The organism is Sanguibacter suaedae (genome assembly GCF_016342785.1).
Lineage (GTDB): Bacteria > Actinomycetota > Actinomycetes > Actinomycetales > Cellulomonadaceae > Sanguibacter > Sanguibacter suaedae.
In genome coordinates this window covers 205,383-227,705 of record NZ_JAEINH010000002.1, presented here as the reverse complement: position 1 = coordinate 227,705, position 22,323 = coordinate 205,383, and the positions used below count along the sequence as shown (strand labels likewise).

The following is a 22,323-nucleotide window of genomic DNA, read 5'->3' as shown; positions in this document are numbered from 1 at the left end:
CCGGTTCCTTCGCGGTTGTGATAGGAGCGAGCGACTGCGCACTACACACCCAACGAAGCATCCTACGGCATCCAGCGACTTCTGGTAAACCCGGGGTCGAGGTGGCCCTCCGGCAGGCACCGCCGACGGGCGGTCAGAGGGTCGCGATCCGGACGCCGAGCTCGCCGAGGCGCCGCTCGCCACCGTCGTCGGCGGTGAGGACGAACAGCCCGTCCTCGAGGACGGCGACGGTGTGCTCCCAGTGGGCTGCTCGGGATCCGTCGGCTGTGACGACCGTCCAGTCGTCCTCGCAGACACGGGTCGCCTGGTCGCCTCGCGTGAGCATCGGCTCCACCGCGACGCATAGACCTGGCCGCACCCGCGCACCGCGACCGTTGGTCCGGTAGTTCGGGACGTCGGGCGACTGATGCATCGCCGTGCCGATCCCGTGGCCGACGAAGTCCTCCACGATCCCGAAGGAGGAACCGCTCCGCCCCGCCTCCTGGTGGACCGCACGCTCGATGACCGTCCCGACCTCGTTGATCCTGCGGCTCTCGGCCAGAGCGGCGATGCCCGCCCACATCGCGCGCTCCGTCACGTCGACGAGAGCGCCGTCCTCCGCTGAGCCGCCTGGGACGACCACGGTGAACGCGGAGTCACCGTGCCATCCGTCGACGATCGCGCCGCAGTCGACCGACACCACGTCGCCCGCGTGGAGCACACGAGATCCGGGGATGCCGTGGACGACCTCGTCGTTCACGGACACGCAGATGGTCGCCGGGAAGCCGTCGTAGCCGAGGAAGGACGCACGCGCACCGGCATCCCCGATGGCACGCGCGGCGACGTCGTCGAGAGCTCGTGTGGTGACACCGGGCTGGATGGTCGCCCTCACCTCGGAGAGGGCTGCAGAGACGACCAGTCCCGCTCGACGCATGGCACGAACCTGCTCGATGGTCTTGTACTCGACCCGCTCGCGCCCGAACACGGGCTCTCAGCCGAGAGTGGTGGCGAGGGCGTCGAGCAGCCGCTCGGTGACCTCGTCGATCTCGCCGAGACCGTCGACGCGGACGAGCGCCTTCCGTTCCGCGTAGACAGCGGCGATCGGCGCGGTCTGCTGGGTGTAGACGTCGAGGCGGTGACGGATGACGTCCTCGGTGTCGTCGACCCGGCCCTCGATCTGCGCGCGCTTGAGCAACCGGTCCGCCACCACGTCGGCGTCGGCGGTGAGCTCGACGGCTCCGTCAAGAACCACGTCGAGCTCTTTGAGGATGACGTCGAGCTCCGTGACCTGGGCGACGTTGCGGGGGTAGCCGTCGAGGATGAACCCGATCGACGACCCCTCGTCGGCGAGCTTGGAGGTGAGCTTGTCGCGGACCATCGCGTTGGTGACCTCGTCGGGGACGAGCTCTCCCTTGTCGCTGTAGCCCTGGGCGATCTTCCCGAGCTCGGTACCGCCCTTGATGTTCGTCCTGAAGATGTCACCGGTGGAGATCGCCTCGACACCGAGACGAGTGGCGAGCCGGGCGGCCTGCGTGCCCTTGCCTGCACCGGGAGGACCGAGAAGGACGAGACGTGCGCTCATCGGAGGAACCCTTCGTAGTGGCGCTGCTGCAGCTGCGAGTCGATCTGCTTGACCGTCTCGAGACCCACGCCGACGATGATGAGGATCGACGTCCCTCCGAAGGGGACGTTCGCGCTGATGCCGAGCAGCAGGAACGCGATCGTCGGGATGAGTGCTACGAGCGCGAGGTAGATGGAGCCCGCTGACGTGATGCGGGTGATGACGTAGTCGAGGTACTCGGCCGTCGGTCGCCCGGCGCGGATACCGGGCACGAAGCCTCCGTACTTCTTCATGTTGTCGGCGACCTCGTCCGGGTTGAACGTGATGGCCGTGTAGAAGAAGCAGAAGAAGATGATCATGACGACGTAGATGGCGATGTGCAGGGGCGATGCCGGGTCGACGACGTTCCGCTGCACCCACTGGACCCACCCTGACTCGGGGCTCGCGAACTGGGCGATGAGGCCCGGCACGGCGAGCAGGGAGGACGCGAAGATCACGGGGATCACGCCGGCCATGTTGATCTTGATCGGGATGTAGGTGGTCGATCCCCCGTACATCTTCCGCCCGACCATGCGCTTGGCGTACTGGACGGGGATCCGTCGCTGCGACTGCTCGACGAACACGACGAGCCCGATCACGAGGAGCGTGATGAGGACGACGACGACGAATTTCTGGACGCCGTTGTTCCCGCCCGCCACCGACCACAGCGCGGGCGGGAAGCTCGCGGCGATCGACGTGAAGATGAGGAGCGACATGCCGTTGCCGACGCCGCGCTCGCTGATGAGCTCGCCCAGCCACATGATCAGACCGGCACCGGCGGTCATCGTGATGACGATGAGGAGCGAGGCCATGAAGCTGTCGTTCGGGATCACGTCGCAGTTGGGCAGCAACTGACCCGTCCGCGCCATCGTCACGTAGGTGGTGGACTGCAGCACCGCGAGGCCGACGGTGAGGTAACGCGTGTACTGGGTGAGTTTCGCGGTCCCCGACTGCCCCTCCTTGTGGAGAGCCTCGAACCGAGGGATGACCACCCGGAGCAGCTGCACGATGATGCTCGCCGTGATGTACGGCATGATCCCGAGCGCGAAGATCGAGAGCTGGAGGAGCGCGCCGCCGCTGAAGAGGTTGATGAGACCGACGAGGTCGCTCTGGCCTCCAGCCGCAAGGCACTGCTGGACGTTGCCGTAGTCGACGCCCGGGGACGGGATGAACGACCCGACGCGGAACAGCGCCATGATCGCGATAGTGAACAGCAGCTTGCGCCGCAGGTCAGGCGTACGGAACGCCCGAACGAATGCGCTGAGCACCTATTCCTCCTGCTCCGCCGAGGCGGCTTGGTCTGCACCGGTGGGCCGGCAGATGAGAAGGCGTCGGTTCGCCGACGCCTACCGAACACTATCCGTTGTCGTCGTCGACCGCGGAATCTGCCCGGGTAACGCTGTCGTGCCGTAGACGAGGACAGGGCCGGAGCGCGTTGCGCACCGGCCCTGCCGTTTCGATCTCAGGCCTCCGAGACGGAGCCGCCTGCTGCGAGGATCTTGTCCTTCGCGGAGCCCGAGAGCGCGTCGACCGCGACCTCGAGCTTGACGGTGATCTCGCCCGTGCCGAGGACCTTGACGAGCTGGCCCTTGCGGACCGCACCCTTTGCCACGAGATCGTCGACCGTGACCGAGCCACCCTCGGGGTAGAGCGCCGAGAGCTTGTCGAGGTTGACAACCTGGTACTCGGTCCGGAAGGGGTTCTTGAACCCACGCAGCTTCGGGAGCCGCATGTGGAGGGGCATCTGCCCACCCTCGAACCGCTCGGGCACCTGGTAGCGGGCCTTCTGGCCCTTCGTTCCACGCCCGGCAGTCTTACCCTTGGACGCCTCACCACGACCCACACGGGTCTTGGCGGTCTTGGCGCCGGGAGCAGGACGCAGGTGGTGGACCCGGAGGGTGCCACCCGCGCCGAGCTCGACGGGCTTGGCAGCAGCCTTGGCCGCCTTGGCCTTCGGGGCAGACTTGGGAGCGCTCGACTCGGTCTCGGTGGTCTCCGCAGACTTCTTCGCGGGGGCCTTCTTCGCCGGAGCCTTCTTCTTGGGAGCGTCAGCCGCCTCGACGGCTGCGTCCTTCTTCGCTGACTTCTCAGCCATGATCACTCGACCTCCTCAACGGTGACGAGGTGCGCCACCGTCGCGACCATGCCGCGGATCTCCGGACGGTCCTCCTTCACGGCGGTGTCGCCGATCCGCTTGAGGCCCAGAGTGCGCAGCGTGTCGCGCTGGTTCTGCTTGCCGCCGATGGCGGACTTGAGCTGGGTCACCTTGAGACGGGCCATCATGCACCTACCCCTGCAGCCGCTGCCTTGCCTGCGGCCTGCGCCCGCAGCAGCGCCGCGGGTGCGACGTGCTCGAGCGGCAGACCTCGGCGTGCTGCGACAGCCTCAGGCTGCTCGAGCCCGCGGAGCGCCGCGACGGTGGCGTGGACGATGTTGATCGCGTTCGAGGAACCGAGCGACTTCGAGAGGACGTCGTGGATACCGGCGCACTCGAGCACCGCGCGGACCGGTCCGCCGGCGATGACACCGGTACCGGGAGCCGCGGGGCGCAGGAACACGACCCCGGCAGCCGCCTCGCCCGTGATGGGGTGAGGAACCGTGCCCTGGATGCGGGGAACCTTGAAGAAGTTCTTCTTGGCCTCCTCGACGCCCTTGGCGATGGCCGCAGGAACTTCCTTGGCCTTGCCGTAGCCGACGCCGACGGTGCCGTCACCGTCGCCCACCACGACAAGCGCGGTGAAGCTGAAGCGACGTCCACCCTTGACGACCTTGGCGACGCGGTTGATGCTCACGACGCGCTCGACGAAGGCGTTCTTCTCGGCGGCGTCGCCACGACGGCCGTCGCCACGCCCGCCACCGCGGCGGTCGTTGCGGCGGTCGTTCTGCTCAGTGGTGGCGCCGCCCGTGGGGGCGCCGGTGTTGCTGCGCTGCCCTGCAGCCATCAGAGAGTCCTTTGCTTCGATGCGGAAGTGGTTCGCGTCATCACAGGGAGAGACCGCCTTCGCGGGCCCCGTCGGCGACTGCTGCCACTCGGCCGTGGTACTTGTTGCCCCCGCGGTCGAACACGACCGCGTCGACACCGGCGGCCTTCGCACGCTCGGCGATGAGCTCGCCGATCCGGCGGGCCTTCGCGCTCTTGTCGCCGTCCGAGCCGCGGAGGTCGGCCTCGAGCGTGGATGCTGACACCAGAGTCTTGCCGACGGTGTCGTCGACGACCTGGGCAGTCATGTGCCGGGCTGAGCGCGTAACCACGAGACGCGGCCGTGCGGCCGTGCCCGAGACCTTCTTGCGCAGGCGCAGGTGCCGGCGCTGACGAGCGACGGCCTTCCCCTTGCCCATGATCTTGAGAGCCATGGTTACTTACCAGCCTTTCCGGCCTTGCGGCGGACAACTTCGCCGGCGTAGCGCACGCCCTTGCCCTTGTATGGCTCGGGCTTGCGGATCTTGCGGATGTTCGCGGCGACCTCGCCCACCTGCTGCTTGCTGATACCGCTCACCGAGAACTTGGTGGGCGCCTCGACAGCGAAGCTGATGCCCTCGGGCGCCGAGATGACGACCGGGTGGCTGAAGCCGAGCGCGAACTCCAGGTCGGAGCCCTTCGCCGTGACGCGGTAACCGGTACCGACGATCTCGAGCTTCTTCTCGTAGCCCTCGGTCACACCGGTGATGATGTTCGCGAGGAGCGTGCGGGTGAGGCCGTGCAGCGCACGGGAGGCGCGCTCGTCGTTCGGACGAGTGACGACCAGCGCCCCGTCCTCCGAGCGAGCAACCTCGATGGGCGCGGGGACGACGTGCTCAAGAGACCCCTTGGGGCCCTTGACCGTCACCAGTGCGCCACTGATGGTGATGTCCACTCCGGAGGGAACCGGGACGGGGACTTTGCCGATACGGGACATGGCGTTCTCCTCTCCGTCTTCCGATTACCAGACGTAGGCGAGGACTTCCCCACCCACGCCCTTCTTTGCAGCCTGACGGTCCGTCAGGAGGCCAGAGGACGTGGACAGGATCGCCACGCCGAGGCCGCCGAGCACCTTGGGCAGGTTGGTGGACTTCGCGTAGACACGCAGTCCGGGCTTGGACACACGACGGACCCCGGCGAGCGACCGCTCGCGGTTGGGTCCGAACTTCAGCTCGATGGTGAGGTACTTGCCCACCGGGGCGTCCTCGACCTTCCAGCCGGAGATGTAGCCCTCCGCCTGAAGGATTTCAGCAATGTGCGACTTGAGCTTCGAGAACGGCATGGTGACCGTGTCGTGGTAAGCCGAGTTCGCGTTACGCAGACGCGTGAGCATGTCTGCGATCGGGTCGGTCATCGTCATTGGGCTTCTGCCCTTCCTCGCCGGGGTATCCGGATCACCGTCGTACGAACGACTGGTGCCGGACCTACGACGTAGTTGTTACCAGCTGCTCTTCGTGACGCCGGGAAGCTCGCCACGGTGTGCCATCTCGCGAACGCAGATACGGCAGAGTCCGAACTTGCGGTACACAGAGTGCGGGCGACCGCACTTCTGGCACCGGGTGTAGGCGCGCACCGCGAACTTCGGCTTTGCGGCTGCCTTGTTGACCAGGGCCTTCTTCGCCATGTCAGTTCTCCTTGAAGGGGAAGCCGAGACGCTTGAGGAGCGATCGGCCCTCGGCGTCGGTGGTGGCGGTGGTCACGACGGTGATGTCCATACCACGCACCCGGTCCACCTTGTCGGGGTCGATCTCGTGGAACATCGACTGCTCGGTCAGACCGAACGTGTAGTTCCCGTGCCCGTCGAACTGCTTGGGCGAGAGACCACGGAAGTCGCGGATACGCGGCAGCGCGATCGACAGGAGCCGGTCCGCGAACTCCCACATGCGGTCGCCGCGCAGCGTCACGTGGGCGCCGATCGGCATGCCCTCGCGCAGCTTGAACTGAGCGATGGACTTGCGGGCCTTGGTGACCTGAGGCTTCTGCCCCGTGATCGCGGTGAGGTCGCGGATGGCGCCCTCGATGAGCTTCGAGTCCTTCGCAGCGTCGCCCACACCCATGTTGACCACGATCTTGGTCAGGCGTGCGACCTGGTTGACGTTCTCGTGCGCGAACTCCTCACGCAGCCCGGGGAGGATCTCCTCCGCGTATCGCGCCTTGAGCCGCGGCTGTGCCTTGGCGTACGTCTCGGTGCTCATCAGATGTCCTTCTGCGCGTCGCCGTGGCCACGAGTGACCCGGACACGGACGGTGCGGGTGCGACCGTCACGCTCGACCTGCTCGGTGCGGGCACCGATGCGCTTGCCGCGCTTGGCCTCCGCGTCGTAGTACTGGACGTTGCTCACGTGGATGGGCGCCTCGACAGTCTCGATGCCCCCGGTCCGCGTGCCACGCTGGGTCTGGCCGACCTTGACGTGCTTGGTCACCCGCTGCACGCCCTCGACGATCACGCGGTCGGAGTCCGTGAGGACCTCGAGCACGCGGCCTGTCTTGCCCTTGTCACGACCGGCGATCACGATCACCGTGTCGCCCTTCTTGATCTTCGCCATGGTCAGAGCACCTCCATCGCCAGCGAGATGATCTTCATGAACTTCTTGTCGCGCAGCTCGCGGCCCACCGGGCCGAAGATGCGCGTCCCACGAGGCTCGCCGTCGTTCTTGAGGATGACGGCTGCGTTCTCGTCGAACTTGATGTAGGAACCGTCGGGACGACGGCGCTCCTTGGCGGTCCGGACGATGACGGCCTTGACCACATCGCCCTTCTTCACGTTGCCGCCCGGGATCGCGTCCTTGACGGTTGCGACGATGGTGTCGCCGATTCCGGCGTAGCGACGGCCCGAACCACCGAGAACGCGGATGCAGAGGATCTCCTTGGCACCCGTGTTGTCGGCGACACGAAGTCGCGACTCCTGCTGGATCATGTAATGAACTCCTGTCGTCGAGCTGGTTCTCGCAGGCTGCGAGCCTTGCCGAACGGATAACTGTCAAGCCTGCAGTAGCTGGCGGGGCTGCCGGGCCGTGGTTCGTGTGCGGACACACGACCGACGACCCGGCAGAGCTGAACTACTTGGCCTTCTCGAGGATCTCCACCAGACGCCACCGCTTGGTCGCGGACAGCGGGCGGGTCTCCATGATGAGGACGAGGTCACCGATACCAGCAGCGTTCTGCTCGTCGTGCGCCTTGACCTTGCTCGTACGCCGGATCACCTTACCGTAGAGCGGGTGCTTGACCCGGTCCTCGACCTCGATGACGACGGTCTTGTCCATCTTGTCGCTCACGACATAGCCACGCCGCGTCTTGCGGAGGGGCCGGTGTGCGGCGACTTCCTGCTCTGAAGCAGCTGCTCCAGCAACCTTCTCGCTCATATCAGCCTCACTCACTCACGCTCGGTGCGGTACGGATGCCGAGCTCGCGCTCGCGGAGGATCGTGTAGATCCTCGCGATGTCACGACGAACAGCCTTGAGCCGACCGTGGCTCTCCAGCTGGCCGGTGGCCGACTGGAAGCGGAGGTTGAAGAGCTCCTTCTTCGCCTTCTCGAGCTCCGCAACGAGCTTCTCGTTGTCGAACCCGTCCAGCTCGCTGGGAGCCAGGTCCTTGGTTCCGATAGCCATCAGTTGCCACCACCCTCGCGCACCACGAAACGGCACTTCATCGGGAGCTTGTGGATCGCACGGCGCATGGCCTCGCGAGCCAGCGGCTCCGGGACGCCGGCCAGCTCGAAGACGATCCGACCCGGCTTGACGTTGGCGATCCACCACTCGGGCGAACCCTTACCGGAACCCATGCGGGTCTCAGCCGGCTTCTTGGTCAGCGGACGGTCGGGGTAGATGTTGATCCACACCTTCCCGCCTCGCTTGATGTGACGCGTCATGGCGATACGAGCAGCCTCGATCTGACGGTTCGTCACGTATGCAGGCTCGAGGGCCTGGATGCCGTACTCACCGAACGCGATCGCGGTGCCACCCGTCGCGGCGCCGGAGCGCCCGGGGTGGTGCTGCTTGCGGTGCTTGAGCCTGCGCGGGATAAGCATCGCTCAGGCCTCCGTTCCGGTCTCGGCGGCCGGAGCGGCATCCTGTCCGACAGGAGCCTGCTCAGCCTGGGCGGGCGTCTCGGCTGCAGCCGGACGCTCGTTACGACGGCCACCGCGAGCGGGGCGCTCGCCGCGCGGACCACCACGAGGCGCGCGGGGCGCCTGGGTCGCCTGCTGTGCAGCGAACTCCTTCTCGGTCATGTCGCCCTTGTAGATCCACACCTTCACGCCGATGCGGCCGAAGGTGGTGCGGGCCTCGTAGAAGCCGTAGTCGATGTTCGCGCGGAGCGTGTGCAGCGGCACACGGCCTTCGCGGTAGAACTCGCTACGGCTCATCTCGGCGCCGCCGAGACGGCCGGCGCACTGCACGCGGATCCCCTTGGCGCCGGCACGCTGAGCGGACTGCATCCCCTTGCGCATGGCGCGACGGAACGACACACGGCTGGCGAGCTGCTCAGCGATGCCCTGAGCGACGAGCTGCGCGTCGATCTCGGCGTTTTTCACCTCGAGGATGTTCAGCTGGACCTGCTTGCCGGTGAGCTTCTCGAGCTCGCCGCGGATGCGGTCGGCCTCCGCACCACGACGACCGATCACGATGCCCGGGCGGGCGGTGTGGATATCGACGCGGACACGGTCGCGGGTGCGCTCGATCTCGACCTTCGAGATTCCTGCGCGCTCGAGGCCGGTGCTCATGAGCTTGCGGATCTGCACGTCCTCACGGACGTAGTCGCGGTAGCGCTGGCCGGGCTTGGTGCTGTCGGCGAACCACCGCGAACGGTGGTCTGTGGTGATGCCGAGGCGGTACCCGTGCGGGTGAACCTTCTGTCCCACTATCGGGCCCTTCCCTTCGTGTCTTCGCGCGGAGCGACGACCACGGTGATGTGGCTCGTCCGCTTGAGGATCTGGCTGGCACGTCCCTGCGCACGGGGGCGGAACCTCTTGAGGGTCGGCCCCTCGTCGATGAACGCCTCCGAGATGACGAGCTGCTGCTCGTCGAAAGCGACGCTCGCGCGGTCTGCCTTCACACGTGCGTTGGCGATCGCGCTCTGCACGACCTTGAGAATCGGCTCGCTCGCCGTTTGCGGTGCGAACTTCAGCACCGCGACGGCCTCAGTAGCCTGCTTGCCACGGATGAGATCCACGACGCGCCGGGCCTTCTGGGGCGTGACGCGGACGAACCGCGCCTGCGCCTTGGCTTCCATTGCTGTCCTGCCTTCTTGTCTCGTCATGACCGAGAGGTCCTGCCGCTGCTGACCCCGGGGGTCAGCGGCGACGGCCCTTCTTGTCGTCCTTCACGTGGCCGCGGAAGGTGCGTGTGGGTGCGAACTCGCCGAGCTTGTGGCCGACCATCGACTCCGTGACGAACACGGGGGTGTGCTTCCGACCGTCGTGCACGGCAAAGGTGTGTCCGAGGAAGTCGGGCGTGATCATCGACCGACGGGACCAGGTCTTGATGACGTTCTTGGTCCCCTTCTCGTTCTGCACGTCCACCTTCTTCTGGAGGTGGCCGTCGACGAAGGGGCCCTTCTTCAGGCTGCGTGGCATCAGTCAGGCTCCTATCAACGCTTCTTGTTCTTGCCGGAACGACGGCGACGGACGATGAGCTTGTCGCTCGCCTTGTTGGGGCGCCGGGTGCGACCCTCGGCCTGGCCCCAGGGGCTGACCGGGTGGCGACCACCGGACGTCTTGCCCTCACCACCACCGTGCGGGTGGTCGATCGGGTTCATGGCGACACCACGGACGGTGGGGCGCTTGCCCTTCCATCGCATGCGGCCGGCCTTGCCCCAGTTGATGTTCGACTGCTCGGCGTTGCCGACCTCGCCGATCGTCGCGCGGCAGCGCAGGTCGACGTTGCGGATCTCACCGGACGGCATACGCAGCTGGGCGTAGGGCCCGTCCTTGGCGACGAGCTGCACCGACGCACCGGCCGAACGGGCGATCTTCGCGCCGCCGCCGGGCTTGAGCTCGATGGCGTGGATGACGGTACCGGTCGGGATGTTGCGCAGAGGCAGGTTGTTGCCGGGCTTGATGTCCGCCCCGGCACCGTTCTCGATCATGTCGCCCTGGCTGAGCTTGTTCGGGGCGATGATGTAGCGCTTCTCGCCGTCCGCGTAGTGCAGGAGGGCGATGCGGGCGGTGCGGTTCGGGTCGTACTCGATGTGCGCGACCTTGGCCGGGACACCGTCCTTGTCGTGGCGACGGAAGTCGATGACGCGGTACGCGCGCTTGTGGCCGCCACCCTTGTGCCGGGTGGTGATCCGACCGGAGCTGTTACGCCCACCGGTCTTGTGGAGCGGGCGGATCAGCGACTTCTCCGGCTCCGAGCGCGTGATCTCGACGAAGTCGGCAACGCTGGAGCCGCGGCGTCCGGGCGTAGTCGGCTTGTACTTGCGGATTCCCATGGGGATCTGTCCTCAATCTGCTCTCGGCCGGCTCAGCCGACAGGGCCACCGAACATGTCAATCGATCCCTCACGGAGGGAGACGATTGCACGCTTGGTGTCCTTGCGCTTGCCGATACCGAAACGGGTCCGCCGGGACTTGCCCTTGCGGTTGATCGTGTTGACGGACGCGACCTTGACGTCGAAGATCTTCTCGACCGCGATCTTGATCTCCGTCTTGTTGGCCCGCGGGTCGACGAGGAACGTGTACTTGCCCTCGTCGAGCAGGCCGTAGCTCTTCTCCGAGAGGACCGGTGCGATCACGATGTCGCGGGGGTCCTTCTGAACGGTCGTGCTCACTTGGCGTCCTCCTTGGCGAGCTGTGCCGACTCGGACTCGGTCGCCACGGCCTTGGCCGAGGCGCCCGCAGCGGGGCCTGCGAGGAACGCGTCGAGCGCGCCCTGCGTGAAGACCACGTCGTCGGAGATGAGCACGTCGTAGGTGTTGAGCTGGTCCGCGACGAGGAGGTGGACACGCCCGGCGTTGCGCAGCGACTTCACGGTGAGCTCGTCGCCGCGCTCGAGAACCACGAGCACGTTCTTACGCGGTGAGAGGTTCGCGAGGGTGGTGATCGCCTGCTTGGTCGACGGCGTGCCGTCGATGCCAAAGCCGGTGACGACGTGCACGCGGCCGGCGCGAGCCCGGTCGGAGAGGGCACCGCGGAGAGCGGCAGCCTTCATCTTCTTGGGCGTGCGCTGCGAGTAGTCGCGAGGCGTGGGGCCGTGAACGACTCCACCACCAGCGAACTGCGGTGCACGGGTCGACCCCTGACGTGCGCGGCCGGTGCCCTTCTGCTTGTAGGGCTTGCGGCCACCACCGCGGACCTCGCCGCGGCTCTTGGTGTCGTGGGTGCCCTGGCGGGCTGCAGCGAGCTGCGCGACGACGACCTGGTGGATGAGCGGGATGTTCGTCTGGACGTCGAACACCTCGGGGGGAAGCTCGGCGGTGCCGGCCTTCTTGCCCTTGGCGTCGATGACGTCGACGGTGAGCGTCTCAGACATGCTGTCACGCACCCTTCGCGGCACTACGCACGAGGACGACGCCACCCTTGGGTCCGGGTACTGCGCCCTTGACGAGCAGTAGACCCTTCTCGGCGTCGACCGCGTGAACGGTCAGGTTCTGCGTGGTCTGACGGTCAACACCCATCCGACCAGCCATGCGCACACCCTTGAACACGCGCGACGGGGTCGAGGCCCCACCGATCGATCCGGGCTTGCGGTGGTTACGGTGCGAACCGTGGGAGGCGCCGACGCCGTGGAAGCCGTGGCGCTTCATGACACCCGCGGTGCCCTTTCCCTTGGTCGTCCCGATGACGTCGACGACGCTCCCGGCCTCGAAGGCCTCGGCGGTGAGCTCCTGGCCGAGGTTGTACTCGCCAGCGTCGGACGTACGGATCTCGGTCACGTGGCGGCGAGGGGTGACCCCTGCCTTCTCGAAGTGACCCTTCAGCGGCTGCGTCACCTTGCGCGGGTCGATCTGGCCGTACGCGAGCTGGACGGCGGCGTAGCCGTCGACGTCAGCGGTACGGACCTGGGTCACCACGTTGGTGCCGACCTCGACCACGGTCACGGGGACGAGGCGACCTGCTTCGTCCCAGACCTGGGTCATCCCGAGCTTGGTTCCGAGGACGGCCGTCACGGGCCGTTCGTTCTGCTGGGTAGTCATGTGTATGTCCTTCCCAGTCTCAGAGCTTGATCTCGATGTTCACGTCGGCGGGCAGGTCGAGTCGCATGAGCGAGTCCACCGCCTTCGGCGTGGGATCGATGATGTCGATAAGCCGCTTGTGCGTGCGCATCTCAAAGTGCTCGCGGCTGTCCTTGTACTTGTGAGGCGAACGGATCACGACAAACACGTTCTTCTCCGTCGGCAACGGCACCGGGCCCACGACCGTCGCACCAGCGCGTGTCACCGTGTCGACGATCTTGCGCGCCGAACTGTCGATGACCTCGTGGTCGTAGGACTTGAGCCGGATGCGGATCTTCTGTCCCGCCATGGCGTCGTCTGACTCTCTCTCTCGAACCGCTAGCTGTCCGACCCCCGCACTCGGGCGTGTCGCTCTGCGCGACGCACTTCTGTGCTGCACCACTCTGTGGTGCGGGATCGTTGGATATGTGAACCACACCGCTGTTCGTGGGCCCTCTTCAGTGCCCGACGACGCAGGAATGGATCGCAACGTCTGCTCGCCTGTGTGGAACGTGCTCCGCGGCGCCTCGATCTGTCCCGAACAGAGAGCTCAACACGCGGAACGACCCGAGGGGTCCGATGTTCAACACACTGTTCGATATATGAATGAGCGCGCCCGTAACAGGCAACCTGAACAGTCTGCCAGACGATCGGCGAAAAAGCCAACCGCTCTGCCAGACGCCTGTTGTGCGGTGGCTCACGGCTCTCGCGAGCGCGCACACCTTCCCGACACGCACGAGGGCCCGGTGACCGCTATCGGTCACCGGGCCCTCGTGGCTGGTGCAGGAGGCGCCTAGATCACTTGACGATCTTGGTGACCTGGCCCGAGCCGACGGTCCGGCCACCCTCGCGGATGGCGAAGCCGAGGCCCTCTTCCATGGCGATCGGCTGGATGAGCTCGACGCTCATCTCGGTGTTGTCGCCGGGCATGACCATCTCGGTGCCCTCGGGCAGCGTGATGACGCCGGTGACGTCCGTCGTACGGAAGTAGAACTGCGGACGGTAGTTCGAGTAGAACGGGTTGTGACGCCCGCCCTCGTCCTTGCCGAGGATGTAGACGCGAGCCTCGAAGTTCGTGTGCGGGGTGATCGAACCCGGCTTCACGACGACCTGGCCGCGCTCGACGTCCTCGCGCTTGATGCCTCGGAGGAGGAGACCGGTGTTGTCGCCGGCCTGCGCCTCGTCCATCGACTTGTGGAACGTCTCGATACCGGTGACCGTCGTCTTCTGAGCGGTCCGGATGCCGACGATCTCGACGTCGGAGTTCACCGAGAGGGTTCCGCGGTCGACCTTGCCGGTGACGACGGTTCCACGACCGGTGATCGTGAAGACGTCCTCGATCGGCATGAGGAAGGGCTTGTCGAGGTCACGCACCGGGTCGGGCACGTTCTCGTCGACAGCCTCGAGGAGGTCCTCGACGGACTTCACCCAGGTCGGGTCACCCTCGAGAGCCTTGAGGCCCGAGACGCGCACGACCGGAGCGTTGTCGCCGTCGAACTCCTGCGAGGTGAGGAGCTCACGGACCTCCATCTCGACGAGCTCGAGGATCTCCTCGTCGTCGACCATGTCGGACTTGTTCAGAGCCACGAGCAGGTAGGGCACGCCGACCTGGCGAGCGAGCAGGACGTGCTCGCGCGTCTGGGCCATCGGACCATCGGTCGCGGCGACCACGAGGATCGCGCCGTCCATCTGCGCGGCACCGGTGATCATGTTCTTGATGTAGTCAGCGTGACCCGGAGCGTCGACGTGAGCGTAGTGACGCTTCTCCGTCTCGTACTCGATGTGCGCGATGTTGATGGTGATACCGCGCTGCTTCTCTTCGGGTGCCTTGTCGATGTCGTCGAACTTGAACTCGGGGTTCAGGTCCGGGTACTTGTCGTGCAGCACCTTCGAGATCGCTGCCGTCAGCGTCGTCTTACCGTGGTCAACGTGACCGATGGTACCGATGTTGACGTGCGGCTTGGTCCGCTCGAACTTGGCCTTCGCCACTGGGGTCCTCCTGGGACTTGGGTAGTTGTGCCGAACGATGCAGATACTGCTCGTGAGCGGGGTATCTGCGGGGCGTGCGGGTCGCTACAGGTTGATGGTGTTGATACTACGGTTCGACCTGTGGGGACTCACTCGCCCCGGGTCTTCTTGATGATCTCTTCGGCAACGTTCCGAGGAACCTCGGAGTAGCTGTCGAACTGCATCGAGTACACGGCACGGCCCTGGGTCTTGGACCGCAGATCGCCGATGTACCCGAACATCTCGGACAACGGTACCTGAGCGCGAACAACCTTCACGCCCGTGGCATCCTCCATGGACTGGATCATGCCACGACGCGAGTTGATGTCGCCGATGACGTCGCCCATGTACTCCTCGGGCGTACGCACCTCGACCGCCATGACGGGCTCGAGGATAACCGGGTCAGCCCGCTTGATGCCCTCCTTGAGGACCATCGAGCCGGCAATCTTGAACGCCATCTCGGAGGAGTCGACGTCGTGGTAGGCGCCGTCGATGAGAGTGGCCTTGACGCCGACCAGCGGGAAGCCCGCGACGACGCCAGCCTGCATCGCGGACTGGATGCCCGCGTCCACGCTCGGGATGTACTCGCGCGGGATGCGACCGCCGGTCACGGCGTTGACGAACTCGTAGAGCTCGCCGTCCGCGGTGTCGAGGGGCTCGAAGGTGACCTGCACCTTGGCGAACTGACCCGATCCACCGGTCTGCTTCTTGTGCGTGTAGTCGATCTTCTCGGCTGCACGACGGATCGTCTCGCGGTAGGCCACCTGCGGCTTGCCGACGTTGGCCTCGACCTTGAACTCGCGACGCATACGGTCCACGAGGATGTCGAGGTGGAGCTCGCCCATCCCACCGATGACGGTCTGGCCGGTCTCGTCGTCGAGCTTGACGCGGAACGTGGGGTCCTCTTCGGCGAGCTTCTGGATGGCCGTGGAGAGCTTCTCCTGGTCGGCCTTCGTCTTGGGCTCGATGGCCACGTCGATGACGGGCTCCGGGAAGCTCATCGACTCGAGGACGACCGGGTTCGACGGGTCGCAGAGCGTGTCACCGGTGGTGACGTCCTTGAGCCCGATGAAGGCGTAGATGTGACCGGCCGTGGCGTCCTCGACCGGGTTCTCCTTGTTGGAGTGCATCTGGAAGAGCTTCCCGATGCGCTCCTTCTTGCCCTTCGTCGAGTTGAGCACCTGGGCGCCCTGCGCGACCTTGCCGGAGTACACCCGGACGTAGGTCAGCTTCCCGAAGAACGGGTGCGTGGCGACCTTGAAAGCCAGGGCCGAGAACGGCTCCGTGGAGTCGGGGTGACGCTCGATGGTGACCGACTCGTCCTTGACGTCGAGACCCTCGATCGACGGGACGTCGAGCGGCGACGGGAGGTAGTCGATGACGGCGTCGAGCATCGGCTGGACGCCCTTGTTCTTGAACGCGGAGCCGCACAGCACCGGGAACGCCTCGCCGGCGATGACGAGCTTGCGGATGCCGGACTTGATCTCCGCGATCGTCAGCTCCTCGCCACCGAGGTACTTCTCGAGGAGCTCCTCGTCGGCCTCGGCGACGGCCTCGACGAGCTGGGCGCGGTAGTCCGCAGCCTTCTCGACGAGATCGGCAGGGATGTCCTCGACGTCGTAGGCCTCGCCGAGCTTGGTCTCGCCGTGCCAGACGAGGGCCTTCTCCTCGATGAGGTCGACGACACCGGTGAAGTCGTTCTCCGAGCCGATGGGCAGCTGGATGACGAGCGGCTTCGCCTTGAGGCGGTTCACGATCGTGTCGACGGTGAAGTAGAAGTCCGCGCCGAGCTTGTCCATCTTGTTGACGAAGCAGATGCGGGGCACGTTGTACTTGTCGGCCTGGCGCCAGACGGTCTCGGACTGGGGCTCGACGCCCTCCTTGCCGTCGAACACCGCGACGGCGCCGTCGAGCACGCGCAGCGACCGCTCGACCTCGACGGTGAAGTCGACGTGCCCGGGGGTGTCGATGATGTTGATCTGGTTGTTCTTCCAGTAGCAGGTCGTCGCGGCCGACGTGATCGTGATGCCGCGCTCCTGCTCCTGCTCCATCCAGTCCATGGTCGACGCGCCGTCGTGCGTCTCACCGATCTTGTAGTTGACCCCGGTGTAGAACAGGATCCGCTCGGTGGTGGTGGTCTTTCCAGCATCGATGTGGGCCATGATGCCGATGTTGCGGACCTTGTTCAGGTCGGTCAGCACGTCAAGTGCCACGGTGGTTTACCTCTTACTGGTGGGGGATGGAGCGAAGGCAGAGGACTGCGGTGACACCCGCGGGCGTCGTGGGACGGGCGGTCACCTCGGGCACAGAGCCCGAGGTGACCGTCGCATCACCAGCGGTAGTGCGCGAAGGCCTTGTTCGACTCAGCCATCTTGTGCATGTCCTCGCGACGCTTCACCGCGGCACCGAGGCCGTTGCTCGCGTCGAGGATCTCGTTCATCAGGCGCTCCGTCATCGTCTTCTCGCGGCGAGCCCGCGAGTAGTCGGTGAGCCAGCGCAGCGCGAGGGTCGTGGACCGCACGGGGCGGACCTCGACGGGGACCTGGTAGGTCGCTCCACCGACACGGCGCGACCGGACCTCGAGGGCCGGTCGGACGTTCTCGAGCGCCCGCTTGAGGACGACGACGGGGTCGCCGGCCGTCTTCTCGCGAACACCCTCGAGGGCACCGTAGACGATGGCCTCGGCGGTCGACTTCTTGCCGTCCAGGAGAACCTTGTTGATCAGCTGGGTGACGACCGGGGATCCGTAGACCGGGTCGATGATGAGCGGCCGCTTCGGGGCCGGGCCCTTACGGGGCATCAGCTCTTCTCCTTCTTCGCGCCGTAGCGGCTGCGAGCCTGCTTGCGGTTCTTGACACCCTGCGTGTCGAGAGCCCCACGGATGACCTTGTAACGGACACCAGGGAGGTCCTTCACTCGACCACCGCGGACGAGCACGATGGAGTGCTCCTGCAGGTTGTGGCCGACGCCCGGGATGTAGGCGGTCACCTCGATGCCGCTCGAGAGCTTGACACGCGCGACCTTGCGGAGCGCGGAGTTCGGCTTCTTCGGGGTGGTGGTGTAGACGCGGGTGCACACACCGCGCCGCTGAGGGGAGCCCTTGAGAGCCGGGGTCTTGGACTTTCCGGCCTTCGATGTCCGCCCCTTGCGGACGAGCTGCTGAATCGTGGGCACTGCGTCTCCGTGTCTACTCGAGCCCGCCGGGTCTTCCCGGCGGTGGCTACTGCTGGCAAATGCTGCTGGTCTTGTGCGGGCTGGGTGCACGAGGCACCGCAGCTTCGCTGCACGCCACGTACCACCGGCTCGATGGTCCAGCCTGACGCCTGCGCGTCCTGCCGGAGAATGCCCATGGCTTCCGAGGTCCCCTGCCATCAGCCCCGGACGGGACAGGCCGCACGCCCTCCCCCACCCCTCCAGCCAGAGCTACGGAAGCTCGGCGAGCGGCAGGGATCGGACCACACGTACGGATATTGATGACGACTTGCAGGACCCGATATCACGGGCACGGTTTCCTAGCCTACTCGGCTACCGAGTGGGCGTCAAAGGGGCTGGCGGCAACACTCTCCGTCAGCGGCGAACGCCGTGGGGCGGTCCCTCGATGGGACCGCCCCACGGCGTTCGATCAGAGGTCGACGGGTCAGCGGAAGTCAGGACCGAAGTCGATGTCCTCGAGCGGGATCGCCTCTCCGGAGCCCATACCGAGCGCCGGGAAGTCGATCTCGTCGTAACCGAAGCTCGGGTAGAGCTCGGCCTTGGCCTCCTCGGTGGGCTCCACCTTGACGTTCCCGTACCGCGGCAGCCCGGTCCCGGCAGGGATGAGCTTACCGAGGATGACGTTCTCCTTGAGGCCGAGCAGCGGGTCACGCCGACCGCTCATCGCAGCCTCCGTGAGCACGCGGGTCGTCTCCTGGAAGGACGCTGCCGAGAGCCACGAGTCGGTCGCGAGCGACGCCTTCGTGATCCCCATGAGCTCGGGGCGACCGGAGGCCGGCTGACCACCCTCCGCCACGGCCCGCCGGTTGGCGTCCTCGAAGCGGCCACGCTCGGCGAGCTCGCCCGGCAGCAGGATCGAGTCGCCGGAGTCGAGCACCGTCACACGACGGAGCATCTGCCGGACGATGACCTCGATGTGCTTGTCGTGGATGTCCACGCCCTGCGAGCGGTAGACCTCCTGGACCTCGTCCACCAGGTGCTTCTGGGTGGCCCGCGGGCCGAGGATGCGGAGCACCTTCTTGGGGTCGACGGCACCCTGCACCAGCTGTGTGCCGACGACGACCTCCTGGCCGTCCTCGACGAGCAGCCGCGAACGCTTGGTCACGGGGTAAGCGATCTCCTCCGAGCCGTCCTCGGGGGTGAGGACGAGGCGGCGGGTGCGCTCCGAGTCGTCGATGGCGATCCGACCGGAGTACTCCGCGATGGGCGCCTCGCCCTTCGGCGTGCGTGCCTCGAAGAGCTCCGTCACACGGGGCAGACCCTGCGTGATGTCGTCTGCGGACGCCACACCACCGGTGTGGAAGGTACGCATCGTCAGCTGCGTCCCCGGCTCGCCGATGGACTGTGCCGCGATGATCCCGACGGCCTCTCCGATGTCCACGAGCTTGCCGGTCGCGAGCGAACGGCCGTAGCACTTGGCGCACGTACCGACGCGCGACTCGCAGGTGAGCACGGAGCGCACCTTGAGCGTCGCGACACCGGCGGCGACGAGGGCGTCGATGAGCACGTCCCCGACGTCGTCACCGGCGTGACCGATGACCTTGCCGTCGACCTCGACGGACGAGGCGAGCGTCCGTGAGTAGATGCTCTGCTCGACCTTGTCGTGCCGCACGAAGACACCGTTGCCGACGTCCTCGGTGACCGCGAGCGTCAGACCACGCTCGGTTCCGCAGTCCTCCTCGCGGACGATGACGTCCTGGGAGACGTCCACGAGACGACGCGTGAGGTATCCCGAGTCGGCCGTACGCAGCGCGGTGTCGGCGAGACCCTTCCGGGCGCCGTGCGTAGCGATGAAGTACTCGAGGACCGAGAGCCCTTCGCGGTAGTTCGACTTGATCGGGCGCGGGATGATGTCACCCTTCGGGTTGGCCACCAGACCACGCATACCGGCGATCTGACGCACCTGCATCCAGTTACCTCGAGCACCCGAGCCGACCATCCGGTACACCGTGTTGCGCGCAGGGAAGTTCTCCTGCATCGCCTTGGCGACCTTGTCGGTGGCCTGCGTCCAGATCTCGATGAGCTCCTGACGACGCTCGTCGTCGGTGATCAGACCCTTGTCGAACTGCTGCTGGACCTTGAGCGCCCGCTCCTCGTGAGCCGCGAGGATGTCCGCCTTGGCGTCCGGGGTCGCGACGTCCGAGATGGCGATGGTGACGCCCGAGCGCGTCGCCCAGCGGAAACCAGCCGCCTTGAGCGCGTCGAGAGACTCCGCGACCTCGACCTTGGGGTAGGTCTCGGCGAGCTCGTTGACGATCTGCGAGAGACGCTTCTTGTCGACGACGGAGTTCACGTACGGGTAGTCCACGGGAAGCAGCTCGTTGAACAGCGCCCGTCCGAGCGTCGTCCGGAAGAGCACCGGCTGCCCGGGCTCCCATCCCTCTGGGGCGTCGAAGCCCGCCGTCGGCGGGACCAGGTCCTCCATCCGGATGGTCACCTCGGCGTTGAGGTCGAGGGACCCACCGTCGAAGGCCATGATCGCCTCGGCCACGGAGCTGAACGAGCGGCCCTCTCCGAGCGGCTCGTCCTTCTCGGAGGTCAGGTGGTACAGGCCGATGATCATGTCCTGAGAGGGCATGGTCACCGGACGACCGTCCGACGGCTTGAGGATGTTGTTGCTCGAGAGCATGAGGATGCGCGCCTCGGCCTGGGCCTCCGCCGACAGCGGCAGGTGCACGGCCATCTGGTCGCCGTCGAAGTCCGCGTTGAACGCGGCACAGACGAGCGGGTGCAGGTGGATGGCCTTGCCCTCGACGAGCTGGGGCTCGAAGGCTTGGATCCCGAGGCGGTGCAGCGTGGGTGCACGGTTGAGCAGCACGGGGTGCTCGGTGATGACCTCTTCGAGGACGTCCCACACGACCGACTTGGCGCGCTCCACCATGCGCTTGGCGCTCTTGATGTTCTGGGCGTGGTTGAGGTCGACCAGACGCTTCATGACGAACGGCTTGAAGAGCTCGAGCGCCATCTGCTTCGGAAGGCCGCACTGGTGCAGCTTGAGCTGCGGGCCGACGACGATGACGGAACGTCCGGAGTAGTCGACGCGCTTGCCGAGGAGGTTCTGGCGGAAACGCCCCTGCTTGCCCTTGAGCATGTCCGAGATCGACTTCAGCGGCCGGTTCCCCGGGCCCGTCACGGGACGCCCACGGCGACCGTTGTCGAACAGCGAGTCGACGGCCTCCTGGAGCATCCGCTTCTCGTTGTTGACGATGATCTCGGGCGCGCCCAGGTCGAGGAGACGCTTGAGACGGTTGTTGCGGTTGATCACACGTCGGTACAGGTCGTTGAGGTCGGACGTCGCGAAGCGGCCACCGTCGAGCTGGACCATCGGACGGAGGTCCGGCGGGATGACCGGGACGGCGTCGAGAACCATGCCGGTGGGCGAGTTGGTCGTCGTGAGGAACGCGTTGACGACCTTCAGGCGCTTCAGCGCGCGCGTCTTGCGCTGACCCTTGCCGCTGCGGATGATCTCGCGGAGCGAGTCGGCCTCGGCGACAAGGTCGAAGTCCTGGAGACGCTTCTGGATCGCCGCAGCGCCCATCGACCCCTCGAAGTAGTTGCCGTACCGGTCCTGGAGGGCACGGTAGAGCATCTCGTCGCCCTCGAGGTCCGCGACCTTGAGGTTCTTGAACTTGTCCCAGACCTGCTCGAGGCGGTCGAGCTCGGCGTCGGCACGCTTGCGCAGCTGCGCCATCTCGCGCTCCGCGGAGTCACGGACCTTGCGGCGCGCGTCGGCGCGAGCACCCTCGGCCTCGAGGGCAGCGAGGTCCGCCTCGAGCTTCTGGGCGCGGTTCTCGATGTCGTTGTCGCGACGGTCGGTGATCTCCTTCTTCTCCAGGTCGATCTCGTTCTGGAGGTTCGGGAGGTCTTCCTGACGACCGTCCACGTCGACGGACGTGATCATGTACGCGGCGAAGTAGATGACCTTCTCGAGGTCCTTCGGCGCGAGGTCGAGCAGGTAACCCAGACGCGACGGCACACCCTTGAAGAACCAGATGTGCGTGACGGGTGCGGCGAGCTCGATGTGGCCCATCCGCTCACGGCGGACCTTCGAACGGGTGACCTCGACGCCGCACCGCTCGCAGATGATGCCCTTGAAACGGACGCGCTTGTACTTGCCGCAGTAGCACTCCCAGTCCCTCGTCGGACCGAAGATCTTCTCGCAGAAGAGTCCGTCCTTCTCGGGCTTGAGGGTGCGGTAGTTGATGGTCTCGGGCTTCTTGACCTCGCCATGCGACCAGGTGCGGATGTCGTCAGCCGTGGCCAGGCCGATACGCAGCTCGTCGAAGACATTGACGTCGAGCAAGGTGGTCCTACTTCCTTCGTCTGCCGGCCTGGTCGGGGTTCTTCCCGGCCGGCGCGGTGGAGGTGCTACAGGGTGTCGGTTCGTGACGGGGGTGCGGGGCTCTCTCGGAGCC

29 protein-coding genes are annotated in these 22,323 nt (G+C 66.2%); all 29 read right to left on the bottom strand.

Features of this window, described 5'->3' with window-relative positions; translation table 11 throughout:
• Window positions 1-133: 133 nt before the first annotated feature.
• The 29 genes from map to JAV76_RS03260 all read right to left on the bottom strand — a co-directional run bounded on the left by map (window position 134) and on the right by JAV76_RS03260 (window position 22,211).
• A complete protein-coding gene (gene map / locus JAV76_RS03400) occupies window positions 134-964 on the bottom strand; it encodes a type I methionyl aminopeptidase (protein WP_198732607.1) in 831 nt (276 codons plus the stop codon).
• A 6-nt stretch (window positions 965-970) separates the two neighbouring features.
• The gene (locus JAV76_RS03395; RefSeq protein ID WP_198732606.1) at window positions 971-1,561 is read right to left on the bottom strand and encodes an adenylate kinase; all 591 of its coding nucleotides are present in this window, start codon (window positions 1,559-1,561) and stop codon (window positions 971-973) included.
• Window positions 1,558-2,847: a preprotein translocase subunit SecY gene (secY, locus tag JAV76_RS03390; protein WP_198732605.1), complete on the bottom strand. Its 1,290-nt coding sequence runs from the start codon at window positions 2,845-2,847 to the stop codon at window positions 1,558-1,560. Before secY ends, JAV76_RS03395 begins: the two co-directional genes overlap by 4 nt.
• A gap of 194 nt (window positions 2,848-3,041) precedes the next feature.
• Entirely contained in the window at window positions 3,042-3,674 is a 633-nt protein-coding gene (gene rplO, locus JAV76_RS03385) for a 50S ribosomal protein L15 (RefSeq protein ID WP_198732604.1), read from the bottom strand.
• Between the two features lie 2 nt (window positions 3,675-3,676).
• On the bottom strand, window positions 3,677-3,859 hold the full coding sequence (gene rpmD / locus JAV76_RS03380; RefSeq protein ID WP_198732603.1) for a 50S ribosomal protein L30: 183 nt from the start codon (window positions 3,857-3,859) through the stop codon (window positions 3,677-3,679).
• Entirely contained in the window at window positions 3,859-4,521 is a 663-nt protein-coding gene (gene rpsE, locus JAV76_RS03375; protein ID WP_198732602.1) for a 30S ribosomal protein S5, read from the bottom strand. Before rpsE ends, rpmD begins: the two co-directional genes overlap by 1 nt.
• Window positions 4,522-4,561: 40 nt before the next feature.
• Window positions 4,562-4,933, bottom strand: coding sequence for a 50S ribosomal protein L18 (gene rplR, locus JAV76_RS03370; RefSeq protein WP_198732601.1), 372 nt, complete (start codon window positions 4,931-4,933; stop codon window positions 4,562-4,564).
• A gap of 2 nt (window positions 4,934-4,935) precedes the next feature.
• Window positions 4,936-5,475, bottom strand: a complete 540-nt coding sequence (gene rplF / locus JAV76_RS03365) for a 50S ribosomal protein L6 (RefSeq protein ID WP_198732600.1) — start codon at window positions 5,473-5,475, stop codon at window positions 4,936-4,938.
• Window positions 5,476-5,499: 24 nt separating this feature from the next.
• Window positions 5,500-5,898 (bottom strand): 30S ribosomal protein S8, encoded by a 399-nt coding sequence (rpsH, locus tag JAV76_RS03360; RefSeq protein ID WP_198732599.1) that lies wholly within the window; start codon window positions 5,896-5,898, stop codon window positions 5,500-5,502.
• 78 nt (window positions 5,899-5,976) lie between these two features.
• Window positions 5,977-6,162: a type Z 30S ribosomal protein S14 gene (locus tag JAV76_RS03355; RefSeq protein ID WP_012867931.1), complete on the bottom strand. Its 186-nt coding sequence runs from the start codon at window positions 6,160-6,162 to the stop codon at window positions 5,977-5,979.
• Between the two features lies 1 nt (window position 6,163).
• The gene (gene rplE, locus JAV76_RS03350) at window positions 6,164-6,733 is read right to left on the bottom strand and encodes a 50S ribosomal protein L5 (protein ID WP_198732598.1); all 570 of its coding nucleotides are present in this window, start codon (window positions 6,731-6,733) and stop codon (window positions 6,164-6,166) included.
• Entirely contained in the window at window positions 6,733-7,083 is a 351-nt protein-coding gene (gene rplX, locus JAV76_RS03345) for a 50S ribosomal protein L24 (RefSeq protein WP_198732597.1), read from the bottom strand. The genes rplE and rplX overlap by 1 nt, the downstream gene beginning before the upstream one ends.
• 2 nt (window positions 7,084-7,085) lie before the next feature.
• A complete protein-coding gene (rplN, locus tag JAV76_RS03340) occupies window positions 7,086-7,454 on the bottom strand; it encodes a 50S ribosomal protein L14 (protein WP_198732596.1) in 369 nt (122 codons plus the stop codon).
• Between the two features lie 142 nt (window positions 7,455-7,596).
• Window positions 7,597-7,899, bottom strand: coding sequence for a 30S ribosomal protein S17 (rpsQ, locus tag JAV76_RS03335; RefSeq protein ID WP_198732747.1), 303 nt, complete (start codon window positions 7,897-7,899; stop codon window positions 7,597-7,599).
• A gap of 7 nt (window positions 7,900-7,906) precedes the next feature.
• Window positions 7,907-8,146 (bottom strand): 50S ribosomal protein L29, encoded by a 240-nt coding sequence (rpmC, locus tag JAV76_RS03330; RefSeq protein WP_198732595.1) that lies wholly within the window; start codon window positions 8,144-8,146, stop codon window positions 7,907-7,909.
• Window positions 8,146-8,565, bottom strand: coding sequence for a 50S ribosomal protein L16 (gene rplP / locus JAV76_RS03325; protein WP_198732594.1), 420 nt, complete (start codon window positions 8,563-8,565; stop codon window positions 8,146-8,148). The genes rpmC and rplP overlap by 1 nt, the downstream gene beginning before the upstream one ends.
• A gap of 3 nt (window positions 8,566-8,568) precedes the next feature.
• Window positions 8,569-9,396: a 30S ribosomal protein S3 gene (gene rpsC / locus JAV76_RS03320; protein ID WP_198732593.1), complete on the bottom strand. Its 828-nt coding sequence runs from the start codon at window positions 9,394-9,396 to the stop codon at window positions 8,569-8,571.
• Complete coding sequence (rplV, locus tag JAV76_RS03315) at window positions 9,396-9,767, bottom strand: 50S ribosomal protein L22 (RefSeq protein WP_066464670.1); 372 nt, start codon at window positions 9,765-9,767, stop codon at window positions 9,396-9,398. The genes rpsC and rplV overlap by 1 nt, the downstream gene beginning before the upstream one ends.
• 61 nt (window positions 9,768-9,828) lie before the next feature.
• Window positions 9,829-10,110, bottom strand: coding sequence for a 30S ribosomal protein S19 (rpsS, locus tag JAV76_RS03310; RefSeq protein WP_198732592.1), 282 nt, complete (start codon window positions 10,108-10,110; stop codon window positions 9,829-9,831).
• Window positions 10,111-10,124: 14 nt separating this feature from the next.
• Window positions 10,125-10,967, bottom strand: a complete 843-nt coding sequence (gene rplB, locus JAV76_RS03305) for a 50S ribosomal protein L2 (protein ID WP_198732591.1) — start codon at window positions 10,965-10,967, stop codon at window positions 10,125-10,127.
• Between the two features lie 32 nt (window positions 10,968-10,999).
• Window positions 11,000-11,305, bottom strand: a complete 306-nt coding sequence (gene rplW / locus JAV76_RS03300; RefSeq protein WP_198732590.1) for a 50S ribosomal protein L23 — start codon at window positions 11,303-11,305, stop codon at window positions 11,000-11,002.
• Window positions 11,302-12,006: a 50S ribosomal protein L4 gene (gene rplD / locus JAV76_RS03295; protein ID WP_198732589.1), complete on the bottom strand. Its 705-nt coding sequence runs from the start codon at window positions 12,004-12,006 to the stop codon at window positions 11,302-11,304. Before rplD ends, rplW begins: the two co-directional genes overlap by 4 nt.
• Window positions 12,007-12,010: 4 nt before the next feature.
• The gene (gene rplC / locus JAV76_RS03290) at window positions 12,011-12,670 is read right to left on the bottom strand and encodes a 50S ribosomal protein L3 (protein WP_198732588.1); all 660 of its coding nucleotides are present in this window, start codon (window positions 12,668-12,670) and stop codon (window positions 12,011-12,013) included.
• 19 nt (window positions 12,671-12,689) lie between these two features.
• The gene (gene rpsJ, locus JAV76_RS03285; RefSeq protein WP_019146773.1) at window positions 12,690-12,998 is read right to left on the bottom strand and encodes a 30S ribosomal protein S10; all 309 of its coding nucleotides are present in this window, start codon (window positions 12,996-12,998) and stop codon (window positions 12,690-12,692) included.
• 488 nt (window positions 12,999-13,486) lie between these two features.
• Window positions 13,487-14,677, bottom strand: coding sequence for an elongation factor Tu (gene tuf / locus JAV76_RS03280; RefSeq protein ID WP_198732587.1), 1,191 nt, complete (start codon window positions 14,675-14,677; stop codon window positions 13,487-13,489).
• Between the two features lie 128 nt (window positions 14,678-14,805).
• Window positions 14,806-16,908, bottom strand: a complete 2,103-nt coding sequence (gene fusA, locus JAV76_RS03275; RefSeq protein WP_198732586.1) for an elongation factor G — start codon at window positions 16,906-16,908, stop codon at window positions 14,806-14,808.
• Between the two features lie 116 nt (window positions 16,909-17,024).
• On the bottom strand, window positions 17,025-17,495 hold the full coding sequence (rpsG, locus tag JAV76_RS03270) for a 30S ribosomal protein S7 (protein WP_198732585.1): 471 nt from the start codon (window positions 17,493-17,495) through the stop codon (window positions 17,025-17,027).
• Entirely contained in the window at window positions 17,495-17,869 is a 375-nt protein-coding gene (rpsL, locus tag JAV76_RS03265) for a 30S ribosomal protein S12 (protein ID WP_198732584.1), read from the bottom strand. The genes rpsG and rpsL overlap by 1 nt, the downstream gene beginning before the upstream one ends.
• A gap of 463 nt (window positions 17,870-18,332) precedes the next feature.
• Window positions 18,333-22,211 carry a DNA-directed RNA polymerase subunit beta' gene (locus JAV76_RS03260; protein WP_198732583.1) on the bottom strand — a complete coding sequence of 1,293 codons (3,879 nt, stop codon included), beginning with the start codon at window positions 22,209-22,211 and terminating at the stop codon, window positions 18,333-18,335.
• Window positions 22,212-22,323: the final 112 nt, after the last annotated feature.

Coding starts and splice junctions, on each gene's coding strand:
- JAV76_RS03395 (WP_198732606.1), bottom strand. CDS start 1,561: ATGAGCGCACGTCTCGTCCTTCTCGGTCCTCCCGGTGCAGGCAAGGGC.
- rplO (WP_198732604.1), bottom strand. CDS start 3,674: ATGGCTGAGAAGTCAGCGAAGAAGGACGCAGCCGTCGAGGCGGCTGAC.
- rpmD (WP_198732603.1), bottom strand. CDS start 3,859: ATGGCCCGTCTCAAGGTGACCCAGCTCAAGTCCGCCATCGGCGGCAAG.
- rpsE (WP_198732602.1), bottom strand. CDS start 4,521: ATGGCTGCAGGGCAGCGCAGCAACACCGGCGCCCCCACGGGCGGCGCC.
- rplR (WP_198732601.1), bottom strand. CDS start 4,933: ATGGCTCTCAAGATCATGGGCAAGGGGAAGGCCGTCGCTCGTCAGCGC.
- rplF (WP_198732600.1), bottom strand. CDS start 5,475: ATGTCCCGTATCGGCAAAGTCCCCGTCCCGGTTCCCTCCGGAGTGGAC.
- rpsH (WP_198732599.1), bottom strand. CDS start 5,898: ATGACGATGACCGACCCGATCGCAGACATGCTCACGCGTCTGCGTAAC.
- JAV76_RS03355 (WP_012867931.1), bottom strand. CDS start 6,162: ATGGCGAAGAAGGCCCTGGTCAACAAGGCAGCCGCAAAGCCGAAGTTC.
- rplE (WP_198732598.1), bottom strand. CDS start 6,733: ATGAGCACCGAGACGTACGCCAAGGCACAGCCGCGGCTCAAGGCGCGA.
- rplX (WP_198732597.1), bottom strand. CDS start 7,083: ATGGCGAAGATCAAGAAGGGCGACACGGTGATCGTGATCGCCGGTCGT.
- rplN (WP_198732596.1), bottom strand. CDS start 7,454: ATGATCCAGCAGGAGTCGCGACTTCGTGTCGCCGACAACACGGGTGCC.
- rpsQ (WP_198732747.1), bottom strand. CDS start 7,899: ATGAGCGAGAAGGTTGCTGGAGCAGCTGCTTCAGAGCAGGAAGTCGCC.
- rpmC (WP_198732595.1), bottom strand. CDS start 8,146: ATGGCTATCGGAACCAAGGACCTGGCTCCCAGCGAGCTGGACGGGTTC.
- rplP (WP_198732594.1), bottom strand. CDS start 8,565: ATGCTTATCCCGCGCAGGCTCAAGCACCGCAAGCAGCACCACCCCGGG.
- rplV (WP_066464670.1), bottom strand. CDS start 9,767: ATGGAAGCCAAGGCGCAGGCGCGGTTCGTCCGCGTCACGCCCCAGAAG.
- rpsS (WP_198732592.1), bottom strand. CDS start 10,110: ATGCCACGCAGCCTGAAGAAGGGCCCCTTCGTCGACGGCCACCTCCAG.
- rplB (WP_198732591.1), bottom strand. CDS start 10,967: ATGGGAATCCGCAAGTACAAGCCGACTACGCCCGGACGCCGCGGCTCC.
- rplD (WP_198732589.1), bottom strand. CDS start 12,006: ATGTCTGAGACGCTCACCGTCGACGTCATCGACGCCAAGGGCAAGAAG.
- rplC (WP_198732588.1), bottom strand. CDS start 12,670: ATGACTACCCAGCAGAACGAACGGCCCGTGACGGCCGTCCTCGGAACC.
- rpsJ (WP_019146773.1), bottom strand. CDS start 12,998: ATGGCGGGACAGAAGATCCGCATCCGGCTCAAGTCCTACGACCACGAG.
- rpsG (WP_198732585.1), bottom strand. CDS start 17,495: ATGCCCCGTAAGGGCCCGGCCCCGAAGCGGCCGCTCATCATCGACCCG.